We start from the raw sequence: 13198 nt of genomic DNA, 5'->3' as shown, positions 1-13198 counted from the left end.
CGCTGCCATTTGGCAACTCTTATTCTCAGCTTAAGGAAGGCTTACGCATGCAACCATCCCGTTCTGCTCCAGCGCCTTTTTACGAAAAGGTCAAACAGGAGATCAGCGAAAAGATAGCCAGCGGTATCTGGCAAGCTCACGATCGCATTCCGTCTGAGGCAGAGCTGGTGGCGCAGTATGGTTTCAGCCGCATGACCATCAACCGGGCGCTGCGTGAGCTAACCGATGAAGGTTTACTGGTGCGTTTGCAGGGCGTAGGGACGTTTGTTGCCGAGCCAAAAGGGCAGTCCGCGCTGTTTGAAATTCGCAGCATCGCGGATGAAATCAACGCCCGTCAGCATCAGCACCGATGTGAGGTGCTGACCCTGGAGAGAACCCGGGCAAACGCGCAGCAGGCTTTGGAGTTAAACGTCAAAGAGGGCACCTCCATTTTTCACTCTGTCATGGTGCACTACGAGAACAACCTACCCGTGCAGATTGAAGATCGCTGCGTGAATGCCGAAATTGTGCCCGAGTATCTGGCGCAGGATTACAGCCAGACCACGCCGCACGCATACCTTTCACTGATAGCCCCCTTGACCGAAGGTGAGCATATCGTTGAGGCCGTTCGCGCCAGCGCCGAAGAGTGCGCGCTGCTGAACATCAAAGAACATGATCCCTGCCTGCTGATCCGCCGCAAGACCTGGTCCGCGTCATCCATTGTCTCTCATGCCCGTTTGCTGTTCCCGGGTTCCCGCTATCGTCTGCAGGGGCGTTTCATGTCCTGATCCAGGAGATGAAAACCGTGATTGCTGCCGCAGTATAATAAAATTGTATCTTAATTGTTAAATTGGACCTTGCGATAGCTTGTATAGACAAGTATATGTTACTTATCTGTCCGAACGTTCGCGAGGAGTGCTCTACCATGTCTCATAGCAAGTATCGTCAGCAGGATATTCGTGCCCCACGAGGCACCACCTTAACGGCCAAAAGCTGGCTGACCGAAGCGCCGCTGCGCATGTTAATGAACAATCTTGATCCCGATGTGGCAGAAAATCCGCATGAGCTGGTGGTTTACGGTGGGATCGGTCGTGCGGCGCGGGACTGGGAGTGCTATGACGCCATCGTCAACGCGTTGATCAAACTGGAGACCGATGAGACGCTGCTGGTCCAGTCCGGTAAACCGGTTGGCGTGTTCAAAACCCATGACAGCGCGCCGCGCGTGCTGATTGCCAACTCCAACCTGGTGCCACATTGGGCTACCTGGGAACACTTCAACGAGCTGGATGCCAAAGGACTGGCGATGTACGGTCAGATGACCGCCGGGAGCTGGATCTACATCGGCAGCCAGGGCATCGTGCAGGGGACGTATGAAACCTTCGTTGAAGCAGGTCGTCAGCATTATCAGGGTAACCTGAACGGACGCTGGGTACTGACCGCCGGGCTTGGTGGCATGGGCGGGGCGCAACCGTTAGCCGCTACGCTTGCAGGGGCGTGTTCGCTGAACATTGAATGCCAGCAGAGCCGGATCGATTTCCGTTTGCGTACCCGTTACGTGGACGAGCAGGCGACATCACTGGACGATGCGCTGGCGCGTATCGATAAGTACACCCGCGAGGGTAAAGCAGTCTCTATTGCGCTGTGCGCGAACGCCGCCGACGTTTTGCCGGAACTGGTGAAACGTGGTGTGCGCCCGGATATGGTCACCGACCAGACCAGCGCCCACGATCCGCTGCATGGTTATCTGCCGTCCGGCTGGAGCTGGGAAGAGTATCAGGCGAAAGCGGTGTCCGATCCGCAGGGCACGGTGCAGGCGGCGAAACGCTCCATGGCAACACACGTCGAGGCGATGCTGGCGTTTAGCAAAATGGGCGTGCCGACGTTTGATTACGGCAATAACATTCGCCAGATGGCCAAAGAGATGGGCGTGGAAAACGCTTTTGATTTCCCCGGCTTCGTACCAGCTTACATTCGACCGTTGTTCTGTCGCGGCATTGGCCCGTTCCGTTGGGTGGCGCTTTCCGGCGATCCGCAGGATATTTATAAAACCGATGCCAAAGTGAAAGAGATCGTGGCTGACGATACACACCTGCACCACTGGCTGGATATGGCGCGTGAGCGGATTAATTTCCAGGGTTTACCGGCGCGTATCTGCTGGGTCGGCCTGGAATGGCGGCAAAAACTGGGGCTGGCGTTTAACGAGATGGTGCGTAGCGGTGAAGTGTCCGCGCCGATTGTTATTGGCCGCGATCATCTGGACTCAGGCTCTGTTGCCAGCCCAAACCGCGAAACTGAAGCCATGCGCGACGGTTCTGACGCGGTATCCGACTGGCCGTTGTTGAATGCACTGCTTAATACAGCCAGTGGCGCGACCTGGGTATCACTGCACCACGGTGGCGGGGTAGGAATGGGCTTCTCCCAGCATGCCGGGATGGTGATTGTGTGTGATGGTACCGATGAAGCCGCTGCGCGTATCGCCCGGGTCTTACACAACGATCCGGCGACCGGGGTGATGCGTCACGCCGACGCCGGGTATGACATTGCGGTGGAATGCGCCGTCGAAGAAGGGCTGAATTTGCCGATGATTGCTGCGACGCAGGAGAAACACTGATATGAACACCATGACATTAACACCGGGTCATCTGAGCTTTGCGCAACTACGCGACATCTGGCAGCAGCCGGTCAAACTGAGCCTGGATGCTGCCGCGATTGATGCTATCAACGCCAGCGTCGCCTGCGTCAATAATATTGTCACTGAAGGCCGCACGGCGTATGGCATTAATACGGGGTTTGGCTTGCTGGCCCAGACCCGTATCGCCACGGAAGACTTGCAGAATTTGCAGCGCTCGCTGGTGCTTTCCCATGCGGCGGGCGTCGGCGAGGCGCTCGATGACGCCATGGTTCGCCTGATTATGGTGTTGAAAATCAACAGTCTGGCGCGCGGTTTTTCCGGTATTCGTCTGAGCGTGATCGATGCGCTGATCGCACTGGTGAATGCCGAAGTGTATCCGCTTATCCCGGCGAAAGGCTCGGTGGGAGCATCGGGCGACCTGGCGCCGCTTGCGCATATGTCTCTGACGCTGCTGGGCGAAGGTAAAGCGCGCTGGCAGGGGGAATGGTTTCCGGCAACTGAAGCGCTGAAAAAGGCCGGGCTGGAGCCAATTACGCTGGAGGCGAAAGAAGGGCTGGCGCTGCTCAATGGTACTCAGGCTTCCACCGCCTTTGCGCTGCGCGGACTAATTGAAGCTCAGGAGCTGTTCGCATCTGCAACGGTGTGCGGGGCGCTGACCACCGAAGCCGTGCTGGGTTCTCGTCGTCCGTTTGATGCCCGTATTCATGCCGCGCGAGGACAGCGTGGGCAGATTGATGCTGCGACGCTGTACCGTCACGTATTGACCGACACCAGCGCACTTTCACAGTCGCATCATAACTGTGAAAAAGTGCAGGATCCGTATTCTCTGCGCTGTCAGCCGCAGGTGATGGGGGCGTGTCTGACGCAAATGCGCCAGGCAATGGATGTTCTGCTGGTCGAAGCCAACGCGGTTTCCGACAATCCGCTGGTGTTCGCCGAAGAGGGGGATGTCATTTCTGGCGGCAACTTCCATGCTGAACCGGTGGCGATGGCGGCAGATAATCTGGCGCTGGCGATCGCGGAAATCGGGTCGTTATCAGAACGACGTATTGCGCTGATGATGGACAAACATATGTCGCAGTTGCCGCCGTTCCTGGTGAAAAACGGCGGAGTGAACTCCGGATTTATGATTGCTCAGGTAACCGCGGCCGCGCTGGCGAGCGAGAACAAAGCGCTGGCGCATCCGCACAGCGTGGACAGCCTGCCGACCTCCGCCAATCAGGAAGATCATGTCTCTATGGCGCCAGCGGCGGGCCGCAGACTATGGGAGATGGCGGCGAATACGCGCGGCGTGATTGCCGTAGAATGGCTGGCTGCGTGTCAGGGGATTGACCTGCGAGAAGGGTTAACCTCAAGCCCGCTGCTGGAGCAGGCGCGCCTGGCTTTGCGCGCGCAGGTTGCCCACTATACGCAGGATCGCTTTTTCGCCCCGGATATCGAGTGCGCGACCGAACTGCTAGCCCAGGGAACCTTGTTGAAACTGTTGCCTGAGTTTCTGTAACACAATGCCGGATACGCTGTCGCTTATCCGGCACAGAGGTTAACTAAACATCGCCGTAATCGAGGCGCTGGCGAGCGAGTGGAAATGGACATTAAATCCGACCATCGCGCCGCTGGCGCCCTCATCGACATCAAGACGCTCCACATCCAGCGCATGAACCGTAAAGATATAACGATGGGTTTCACCTTTCGGCGGCGCGGCGCCACCATAACCTGCTTTACCAAAATCCGTGCGTGTTTGCAGTACGCCTTCCGGCAACGCAACCAGCCCTGAGCCGTACCCTTGCGGTAAAACCCGGGTATCTGCAGGCAGGTTAACCACCAGCCAGTGCCACCAGCCGGAGCCGGTTGGCGCATCAGGATCGTAGCAGGTTACGACAAAGCTTTTGGTCCCAGCGGGTACGTCATCCCAGGCCAGATGCGGGGAAATGTTATCCCCGTCATACCCCATGCCGTTAAAGACGTGGCGATGAGGAAGCTTTTCGCCATCGCGCAAATCGTTACTGATTAGTTTCATGCTGACTCCTCTCGTTAGCCAAAAAGTGTAGTCAGAAACCGTAGAGCTTACCGCTGATTAATCGCTAAAAAATGTTGCATTGCGCACAGCCTCGTTGACGGCCTGGGTCAAGCGACGCAATTGTTCGGGCTTGATAATGTACGGCGGCATCAGATAAATGAGCTTACCAAACGGTCTTACCCACACGCCCTGTTCGACAAAGAATTTTTGCAACGCGGCCATATTCACCGGGTGCGTGGTTTCGATGACGCCGATGGCACCAAGCACGCGCACGTCGACGACCCAACCGGAGTCTGCCGCCGGGGCGAGTTCTGTCCGAAGCTGCGTTTCTATGGCCGCTACCTGCGAACGCCACTCGCCGGTTTGGAGTAACGACAGGCTGGCGGAGGCGACGGCGCAGGCCAGTGGATTACCCATGAAAGTTGGACCATGCATAAAACATCCAGCTTCACCGTTGCTGATGGTTTCTGCGACCTGACGCGTGGTCAGGGTAGCGGAAAGGGTCATCGTTCCGCCGGTTAACGCTTTGCCAAGGCACAAAATGTCCGGAGTGATATCGGCGTGCTCACAGGCAAACAGCTTGCCCGTGCGACCAAATCCGGTGGCGATTTCATCGGCAATCAGCAAAATGCCTTCCCGGTCACACATTTTACGGATGCGCTTTAACCACTCAGGATGGTACATGCGCATGCCGCCAGCGCCCTGCACAATCGGCTCAAGGATCACCGCCGCAATTTCGTGGCGATGTGCGGCCATCAGACGGGCAAAAGGCACCATATCCAGTTCGTCCCATTCGCCGCCCATCCGGCTTTGCGGAGCGGGCGCAAACAGGTTCTCCGGCAGATAACCCTTCCACAGACTGTGCATTGAGTTGTCAGGATCGCAGACCGACATCGCGCCGAAAGTATCGCCGTGATAACCGTTACGAAATGTCAGGAAACGCTGACGGGATTCGCCTTTGGCCTGCCAGTATTGCAGTGCCATTTTCATCGCGACTTCCACGGCGACCGAACCTGAATCCGCGAGAAAAACGCACTCCAGCGCCTCTGGCGTCATCGCCACCAACTGGCGACACAGCGCAATGGCCGGGGCATGGGTAATGCCGCCAAACATCACGTGCGACATAGCATCAATCTGCGTTTTCATCGCGGCATTCAACTGTGGATGGTTGTAACCGTGGATCGCCGCCCACCAGGATGACATACCGTCAATCAGCATCTCACCGTTGGCTAATATCAGTTCACAACCTTCGGCACGCGCCACCGGATAAACCGGCAGCGGGGAGGTCATGGAGGTGTAAGGGTGCCAGATATGGCGTTGGTCAAACGCAAGATCGTCCGTTGTCATAATCGACTTGTAAACCAAATTAAAAAGATTTAGGTTTACGAGTCTACACCAAACTGACAACGAAACGTATACCAATATGGCTCATTCTTCTCGCTGGACAATGTCGCAAGTCACCGAATTATTTGAAAAACCGCTGCTGGATCTGCTGTTTGAAGCGCAGCAGATTCATCGTCAGCACTTCGATCCGCAGCAGGTTCAGGTCAGTACATTGTTGTCGATAAAGACCGGTGCCTGCCCGGAAGATTGTAAATACTGCCCGCAAAGTTCCCGCTATAAAACCGGCCTGGAAACGGAACGTTTGATGGAAGTTGAACAGGTTCTGGACTCTGCACGTAAGGCGAAACAAGCCGGTTCAACGCGGTTTTGCATGGGTGCGGCGTGGAAGAATCCTCACGAACGCGATATGCCTTACCTGGAACAGATGGTTCAGGGCGTGAAAGAACTGGGGCTGGAAGCCTGTATGACGCTGGGCACGCTGGACGAATCTCAGGCCCAGCGCCTGGCCAATGCGGGTCTGGACTACTACAACCACAACCTCGACACCTCGCCGGAATTTTACGGCAATATCATTACCACCCGTTCGTATCAGGAGCGCCTGGATACGCTGGATAAAGTGCGTGAGGCGGGCATTAAAGTGTGCTCCGGCGGGATTGTGGGACTGGGGGAAACGGTCACCGATCGCGCGGGTCTGCTGCTGCAACTGGCGAACCTACCCACCCCGCCAGAAAGCGTTCCCATCAACATGCTGGTGAAAGTAAAGGGCACGCCGCTCGCCGATAACGACGATGTGGATGCGTTTGATTTTATTCGTACTATCGCCATTGCGCGCATCATGATGCCGACGTCGTACGTGCGTCTTTCTGCCGGACGCGAGCAGATGAACGAACAAACCCAGGCAATGTGCTTTATGGCCGGGGCCAACTCGATTTTCTACGGCTGCAAATTGCTGACCACCCCGAACCCGAACGAAGATAAAGACCTGTTGTTGTTCCGCAAACTGGGTCTGAATCCGCAACAAACGGCGGTGCTGGCGGGCGATAACGAACAGCAGCAACGTCTGGAACAGGCGCTGCGTACTCCGGATACCGACGATTACTACAACGCGGCAACCGTATGACCTGGCAGCAAAAAATAGACGATGCGCTCGCTTTGCGTCGTTCTGCCGATGCCCTGCGTCGGCGCTATGCGGTGACGCAGGGCGCCGGTCGTTGGCTGCAGGCAGACGATCGCCGGTATCTGAATTTCTCCAGCAACGACTACCTTGGCTTAAGCCACCACCCTCAGATTATCTGTGCCTGGCAGCAGGGGGCAGAGCGTTTTGGGGTCGGCAGCGGTGGCTCGGGTCATGTCAGCGGTTATTCGGTTGCGCATCAGGCGCTGGAAGAAGAACTGGCCCACTGGCTGGGCTATTCGCGGGCGCTGTTGTTCATCTCCGGTTTTGCGGCTAATCAGGCGGTCATTACCGCGCTGATGGGCAAAGAGGATCGGATTGTCGCCGACCGACTCAGCCATGCCTCGCTACTGGAGGCTGCGAGCCTTAGCCCCGCCGTGCTACGTCGCTTTACCCACAACGATGCGCAGCATCTGGAACGTCTGCTGGCTGCCTCCTGTCCGGGGCAGCAGTTGGTGGTGACCGAAGGCGTGTTCAGCATGGATGGCGACAGCGCGCCACTGGCTGAAATCCACGCGGCGGCTGAGCGGCAAAGCGCATGGCTGCTGGTGGATGATGCCCACGGTATAGGCGTTACCGGTGAGGAAGGGCGCGGTTCATGCTTCCATCAACAGGTGAAACCTGAGCTGTTAGTGGTGACCTTCGGGAAGGGATTTGGCGTCAGCGGCGCGGCAATCCTGTGTTCAGACAGCGTGGCCGATTATCTGCTGCAGTTTGCCCGTCATCTGATATACAGCACCAGTATGCCTCCGGCGCAGGCTCAGGCTTTACGCGCTGCGCTGACAGTGATCCGCAGCCGTGAAGGTGACGAGCGCAGAGCAAAACTGACAATGCTTATCCGGCGTTTTCGCGCCGGCATGACGACCCCTGATTTAGTGCTGGCGCATTCAGACAGCGCTATTCAGCCGCTGATCGTTGGCGACAACCATAAAGCCTTGCAACTGGCGCAGGTATTACGGCAACAGGGATGCTGGGTGACGGCAATCCGTCCACCCACCGTGCCGGTCGGCACCGCCAGACTTCGTCTCACGCTGACCCAGGCGCATGAGCCCCAGGACATCGACCGCTTGCTGGAGGTGCTGCATGGCGCAGGTTGATAAGCAAGCCATTGCCGCCGCGTTTGGTCGCGCGGCTTCCCTCTACGAACAACACGCTGAACTCCAGCGCCAGAGCGCCGATGCGTTACTGGCACGACTGGATGGTCGTCAGTTCGACCACGTGCTGGATGCGGGCTGTGGCCCGGGGCGTATGAGTCGTTACTGGCGGCAGCAGGGGAGCAAAGTCAGCGCCCTGGATCTGTCGGCGCAAATGTTGGCAGAAGCACAGCGTCACGATGTTGCTCATCACTATTTATTGGCGGATATCGAAGCTCTACCGCAGGCGAGCGCCACTTTTGACCTGGCCTGGAGCAATCTGGCCGTGCAGTGGTGTAGCGATTTACGCGGCGCGTTAAGCGAGTTGTACCGGGTGGTACGCCCGGGCGGGATAGTGGCGTTTAGTACCCTGGCACACGGCTCGATGCCAGAACTGCGTCAGGCGTGGCGAGCGGTTGATGACCGGGAGCATGCCAACCGTTTTTTGCCCGTGGAACAGCTGGAAAGCGCCCTGGATGGCTGGAATGTTGACTACCAGTCTCATGCCATCACGCTGTGGTTTAACGACGCGCTAAGCGCCATGCGCTCGCTGAAAGGCATCGGCGCGACGCATTTGCATGATGGCCGCGACCAGCGCTTACTTACCCGTTCACAGTTGCACCAGGTGCAGTTAGCCTGGCCCCAGCAGCAGGGGAGATATCCGCTGACCTATCATCTATTTTTGGGAGTGATTCAACGTGACTAGCACGTATTTTGTCACCGGGACAGACACCGAAGTGGGTAAAACTATTGCCAGCTGCGCGCTGCTCCAGGCGGCGGGGTTGTTGGGATTACGAACCGTCGGCTATAAGCCCGTGGCGTCCGGTAGTGAAATAACGGCTGAAGGACTGCGCAACAGCGATGCGCTGGCTCTACAGCGCAATAGCGTTGTAGCCGTGGATTATGCAGCCATCAATCCGTATACCTTCGCGGAACCTACTTCACCGCATATCATCAGTGCTGACGAAGGGCGCCCCATTCAGGCCTCCGTGATGTCTGCGGGATTACGCACGCTGGAAGAGCAGGCTGAATGGGTACTGGTAGAAGGCGCGGGCGGATGGTTTACGCCGCTTTCGCCAACACTGAGTTTTTCTGACTGGGTAAAAGCGGAGCAACTGCCGGTGATTCTGGTGGTTGGCGTTAAGCTTGGTTGCATCAATCACGCCATGCTGACCGCTCAGGCGGTGCAGCAGGCCGGACTGACCCTTGCCGGATGGGTCGCCAATGATGTGACGCCGCCTGGAAAACGTCATGCAGAATATATGGCGACGCTCAGGCGTGTGCTTGCGGCACCGCTGCTGGGGGAAATTCCCTGGCTGGCAGAAAAGCCGGAGCAGGCATCAACAGGGCATTATATCGATCTTAGCGCTTTGTCTGCGTTGTCCCCCAGTCGTTAATTAGCGGGTCGCCGAACGGTGTTATTTGCCCCTGCGCTACGTTACGCCCACGGTGTAACAAGCAATAGCAATCGGCGACCCGTCGAATAAACGGCAGGCTCTGCTCCGCGAGCATAATGGCGATGCCAAGTTCCTGGCTTAGCTTGACAATCAGATTACCCAGCCTGTGGATATAAGCCTGACCACTTCCTCGCGTGGGTTCATCGAGGATCAGCAGGCGCGGGCGTGTGACCAGCGCGCTGGCGAGCGCAAGCTGGTGCTGATTTTCCTCCGACAATGCCACTCCTTTGACCTGACGCAGTTCGAAAAGCTGTGGAAACAGGCGGTAAATATCGCTGCTGTTCATCGTTTCGCTTTCTTCAACCGCCTGACGCGCAATATGCAGATTTTCCTCGACCGTTAGTTGTGAAAAAATCCGTCTCTCTTGTGAGACGTAGTTAATACCCAGCGCAATGCGATTTGCCGTCGGAATCGGACTCAGGTCGCGCGGCGGTGCGCCAGCCTGATGCCAGAACATGGTTCCGCTTTCAATCGGTAAATTGCCGATAATGCAATTGGCAAGCGTAGTCTTTCCCATCCCCGGAAGCCCCAGCACGCCAGTACATTTGCCGGGCAGCAGGTCGAGATCCACATCCCACAATGAGTGTTGATTGCCGTAATAGTGATTCACTGCGCGAAGACTCAACATAGATTTCTCCATCATGATGTTATCGGCCCCACTAACAGGTCGTCGGAAGAAACCTGCAATTCTCTTGCCAGAAGCGGGATTCGTGGTAGAAACAGCGTGATAGCATACTAAAAACGCAAAAAAGTCCGGTTCATCAGATGGGAAGGGCTGTTTTGTGCACATTGCCAGTGCCTGGCGGTATCGTGATGGTGCAGGCAGGAAAATGATGAAAATGCGAGCAAGATCCCGGCCATTCCAGGTTGCTTCGTTAGCTGATAAATATCAAAAAATAGCGATAATTTTTTTTTATGCCTGCGGAAAAGAAAGTCAGGGTGTTTTTGCCAGGCTACAGTCCATACGGGCTGGAGGCAGTTATCCACTATTCCTGTGGATAACCTTGTGTATTAGAGTTAGAAAACACAATGTAAGCGAGAGAAGACGCGGGTTGCGACTAAATTGATGCGAAAGACGGCTTGTGATAATAATCATTAAATTACAGAAAGTTAGATAAAAGCAATGGCTGTCGCAGAAGTGTCATGTGTTGCCACAAAACTTTCATCGGGTAGCTTGACAAATGTTAAAAAAGTCATTGCTTTGGGGATAACACGTTTTTACTGGTGTTTTATCTTGTCTCTGGCCAAATTTTAGCCTGTAGTCACGCTCGTTCAGATGGCGTATCAGAAATATTCTGGCGTGTTACTGTTTTTTCATCCAGTATTTTTTACTGGCAAAATATACCACTGCGAGTAAAATTACACACCTGCCCGCCCATTGCTTCAGGTAGCTGCTCATGAGTAAACCGTTCAAACTTAATTCCGCTTTTAAACCCTCTGGCGATCAGCCTGAGGCAATTCGCCGTCTGGAAGAAGGGCTGGAGGATGGTCTGGCGCATCAGACGCTACTGGGGGTGACGGGGTCTGGGAAAACATTCACCATCGCTAACGTGATTGCGGACTTGCAGCGTCCTACCATGGTGCTGGCCCCCAATAAGACGCTTGCTGCTCAGCTGTACGGTGAGATGAAAGAGTTCTTCCCGGATAACGCGGTGGAGTATTTCGTCTCTTACTACGACTATTATCAGCCGGAAGCCTACGTACCCAGTTCTGACACCTTCATCGAGAAAGATGCTTCGGTCAACGAACATATTGAGCAGATGCGCCTGTCGGCAACCAAAGCGCTGCTGGAGCGTCGGGATGTCGTCGTCGTGGCCTCCGTTTCCGCTATCTATGGTTTGGGCGATCCGGATCTGTACCTGAAGATGATGCTGCATCTGACGGTAGGGATGATTATCGATCAACGCGCGATCCTGCGCCGCCTTGCGGAACTGCAATACACCCGCAACGATCAGGCATTTCAGCGCGGGACCTTCCGTGTGCGTGGTGAAGTGATCGACATTTTCCCGGCTGAATCCGACGACATCGCGCTGCGTGTGGAACTGTTTGATGAAGAGGTTGAACGCTTATCGCTGTTTGACCCGCTCACCGGGCAGGTCGAATCCACGATTTCGCGCTACACCATCTATCCTAAAACGCACTACGTGACGCCGCGCGAACGTATCGTGCAGGCGATGGAAGAAATCAAAGTTGAGCTGGCAGAGCGGCGTAAAATTCTGTTGGCAAATAACAAATTGTTGGAAGAACAGCGGTTAAGCCAGCGTACACAGTTCGATTTGGAAATGATGAATGAGCTGGGTTACTGCTCGGGGATTGAAAACTACTCCCGCTATCTGTCCGGGCGTGGCCCCGGTGAGCCGCCGCCGACGCTGTTTGATTACCTGCCTGCCGACGGTCTTCTGGTGGTGGATGAATCCCACGTCACAATCCCGCAAATTGGCGGCATGTATCGCGGAGACCGGGCGCGTAAAGAGACCCTGGTCGAATACGGATTCCGTCTGCCCTCGGCGCTGGATAACCGTCCGCTCAAATTTGAAGAGTTTGAGGCGTTGGCTCCACAAACCATCTACGTTTCAGCGACGCCGGGTAACTATGAGCTGGAGAAATCTGGTGATGAAGTGGTCGATCAGGTAGTACGACCAACCGGCCTGTTGGATCCGGTCATTGAAGTGCGTCCGGTGGCGACGCAGGTTGACGATCTGCTGTCGGAGATCCGCACCCGTGCGGCGATTAACGAACGTGTGCTGGTCACTACGCTCACCAAACGCATGGCGGAGGACCTCACCGAATATCTCGAAGAACACGGTGAGCGGGTGCGCTATCTGCACTCTGACATCGATACCGTGGAACGCATGGAAATCATTCGTGACCTGCGTCTGGGCGAGTTTGACGTGCTGGTGGGTATCAACCTGTTACGTGAGGGTCTGGACATGCCTGAAGTCTCGCTGGTGGCGATTCTGGACGCAGACAAAGAAGGGTTCCTGCGTTCTGAACGTTCGCTGATCCAGACCATTGGTCGTGCGGCGCGTAACATCAACGGTAAGGCTATTCTTTACGGCGACAAAATTACCGCCTCAATGGCCAAAGCGATTGGTGAAACTGAACGTCGTCGTGAGAAACAGCAGCTTTACAACGAAGAACACGGCATTACGCCGCAGGGGCTGAATAAGAAAGTGGTCGATATTCTGGCGCTGGGTCAGAATATTGCGAAGACCAAGGCGAAAGGCAAAGGGAAGTCACGCGCAGGTGCGAAGTCTGAGGTTGTCGAACTGGATATGACGCCAAAAGCGCTGCAGCAGAAGATTCACGAGCTGGAAGGACAAATGATGCAGCATGCGCAGAATCTTGAATTTGAAGAGGCCGCGACGATCCGCGACCAGTTGCATCAGTTGCGCGAGCTGTTTATCGCGGCGTCTTAACGCGATGTTGAAGGTGGGGGAGACCTGTCATCCGGCCTGGAAA

At 55.8% G+C, this 13198-nt stretch carries 11 protein-coding genes; 8 read left to right on the top strand and 3 right to left on the bottom strand.

Annotated features, from left to right (window positions below):
• Positions 1-47 precede the first annotated feature (47 nt).
• The 3 genes from OGX99_RS11555 (at position 48) to hutH (ending at position 4112) form a co-directional block, all read left to right on the top strand.
• Positions 48-767 carry a histidine utilization repressor gene (locus OGX99_RS11555; protein WP_187252766.1) on the top strand — a complete coding sequence of 240 codons (720 nt, stop codon included), beginning with the start codon at positions 48-50 and terminating at the stop codon, positions 765-767.
• Between the two features lie 137 nt (positions 768-904).
• The gene (gene hutU, locus OGX99_RS11550) at positions 905-2590 is read left to right on the top strand and encodes a urocanate hydratase (protein WP_286543616.1); all 1686 of its coding nucleotides are present in this window, start codon (positions 905-907) and stop codon (positions 2588-2590) included.
• A gap of 1 nt (position 2591) precedes the next feature.
• Positions 2592-4112: a histidine ammonia-lyase gene (gene hutH / locus OGX99_RS11545; protein ID WP_278238553.1), complete on the top strand. Its 1521-nt coding sequence runs from the start codon at positions 2592-2594 to the stop codon at positions 4110-4112.
• A 39-nt stretch (positions 4113-4151) separates the two neighbouring features.
• Here hutH and OGX99_RS11540 read toward each other — a convergent pair whose 3' ends face one another.
• Both OGX99_RS11540 and bioA read right to left on the bottom strand, forming a co-directional pair.
• Complete coding sequence (locus OGX99_RS11540) at positions 4152-4628, bottom strand: kinase inhibitor (protein WP_151219588.1); 477 nt, start codon at positions 4626-4628, stop codon at positions 4152-4154.
• A 57-nt stretch (positions 4629-4685) separates the two neighbouring features.
• A complete protein-coding gene (gene bioA / locus OGX99_RS11535) occupies positions 4686-5975 on the bottom strand; it encodes an adenosylmethionine--8-amino-7-oxononanoate transaminase (RefSeq protein ID WP_286543611.1) in 1290 nt (429 codons plus the stop codon).
• 76 nt (positions 5976-6051) lie between these two features.
• Between bioA and bioB the strand changes: the two genes are divergently transcribed.
• The 4 genes from bioB to bioD are packed head-to-tail and all read left to right on the top strand — an operon-like array spanning position 6052 to position 9676.
• The gene (gene bioB / locus OGX99_RS11530) at positions 6052-7092 is read left to right on the top strand and encodes a biotin synthase BioB (RefSeq protein ID WP_187252763.1); all 1041 of its coding nucleotides are present in this window, start codon (positions 6052-6054) and stop codon (positions 7090-7092) included.
• Entirely contained in the window at positions 7089-8243 is a 1155-nt protein-coding gene (bioF, locus tag OGX99_RS11525) for an 8-amino-7-oxononanoate synthase (RefSeq protein ID WP_286543608.1), read from the top strand. The genes bioB and bioF overlap by 4 nt, the downstream gene beginning before the upstream one ends.
• The gene (gene bioC, locus OGX99_RS11520) at positions 8230-8985 is read left to right on the top strand and encodes a malonyl-ACP O-methyltransferase BioC (protein WP_286543605.1); all 756 of its coding nucleotides are present in this window, start codon (positions 8230-8232) and stop codon (positions 8983-8985) included. The genes bioF and bioC overlap by 14 nt, the downstream gene beginning before the upstream one ends.
• Positions 8978-9676 (top strand): dethiobiotin synthase, encoded by a 699-nt coding sequence (gene bioD / locus OGX99_RS11515; RefSeq protein ID WP_151219593.1) that lies wholly within the window; start codon positions 8978-8980, stop codon positions 9674-9676. The genes bioC and bioD overlap by 8 nt, the downstream gene beginning before the upstream one ends.
• Here the strand turns inward: bioD and OGX99_RS11510 are convergent.
• A complete protein-coding gene (locus tag OGX99_RS11510; RefSeq protein WP_210904856.1) occupies positions 9642-10364 on the bottom strand; it encodes an ABC transporter ATP-binding protein in 723 nt (240 codons plus the stop codon). The genes bioD and OGX99_RS11510 overlap by 35 nt on opposite strands.
• A 769-nt stretch (positions 10365-11133) precedes the next feature.
• Between OGX99_RS11510 and uvrB the strand changes: the two genes are divergently transcribed.
• On the top strand, positions 11134-13155 hold the full coding sequence (uvrB, locus tag OGX99_RS11505; protein WP_103768867.1) for an excinuclease ABC subunit UvrB: 2022 nt from the start codon (positions 11134-11136) through the stop codon (positions 13153-13155).
• Positions 13156-13198 lie beyond the last annotated feature (43 nt).

Origin of the sequence: Citrobacter sp. Cu096, from assembly GCF_030332285.1 — a bacterium.
In the GTDB taxonomy this organism is placed as follows: domain Bacteria; phylum Pseudomonadota; class Gammaproteobacteria; order Enterobacterales; family Enterobacteriaceae; genus Citrobacter; species Citrobacter meridianamericanus.
Note: the sequence above shows the minus strand (reverse complement) of the source record. Positions and strands in the feature narration are given on the sequence as shown.

What these genes read in the sequence shown, in the direction of transcription:
- OGX99_RS11555 (WP_187252766.1), top strand. Translation starts at nt 48, where the DNA reads ATGCAACCATCCCGTTCTGCTCCAGCGCCTTTTTACGAAAAGGTCAAA.
- hutU (WP_286543616.1), top strand. Translation starts at nt 905, where the DNA reads ATGTCTCATAGCAAGTATCGTCAGCAGGATATTCGTGCCCCACGAGGC.
- hutH (WP_278238553.1), top strand. Translation starts at nt 2,592, where the DNA reads ATGAACACCATGACATTAACACCGGGTCATCTGAGCTTTGCGCAACTA.
- OGX99_RS11540 (WP_151219588.1), bottom strand. Translation starts at nt 4,628, where the DNA reads ATGAAACTAATCAGTAACGATTTGCGCGATGGCGAAAAGCTTCCTCAT.
- bioA (WP_286543611.1), bottom strand. Translation starts at nt 5,975, where the DNA reads ATGACAACGGACGATCTTGCGTTTGACCAACGCCATATCTGGCACCCT.
- bioB (WP_187252763.1), top strand. Translation starts at nt 6,052, where the DNA reads ATGGCTCATTCTTCTCGCTGGACAATGTCGCAAGTCACCGAATTATTT.
- bioF (WP_286543608.1), top strand. Translation starts at nt 7,089, where the DNA reads ATGACCTGGCAGCAAAAAATAGACGATGCGCTCGCTTTGCGTCGTTCT.
- bioC (WP_286543605.1), top strand. Translation starts at nt 8,230, where the DNA reads ATGGCGCAGGTTGATAAGCAAGCCATTGCCGCCGCGTTTGGTCGCGCG.
- OGX99_RS11510 (WP_210904856.1), bottom strand. Translation starts at nt 10,364, where the DNA reads ATGTTGAGTCTTCGCGCAGTGAATCACTATTACGGCAATCAACACTCA.
- uvrB (WP_103768867.1), top strand. Translation starts at nt 11,134, where the DNA reads ATGAGTAAACCGTTCAAACTTAATTCCGCTTTTAAACCCTCTGGCGAT.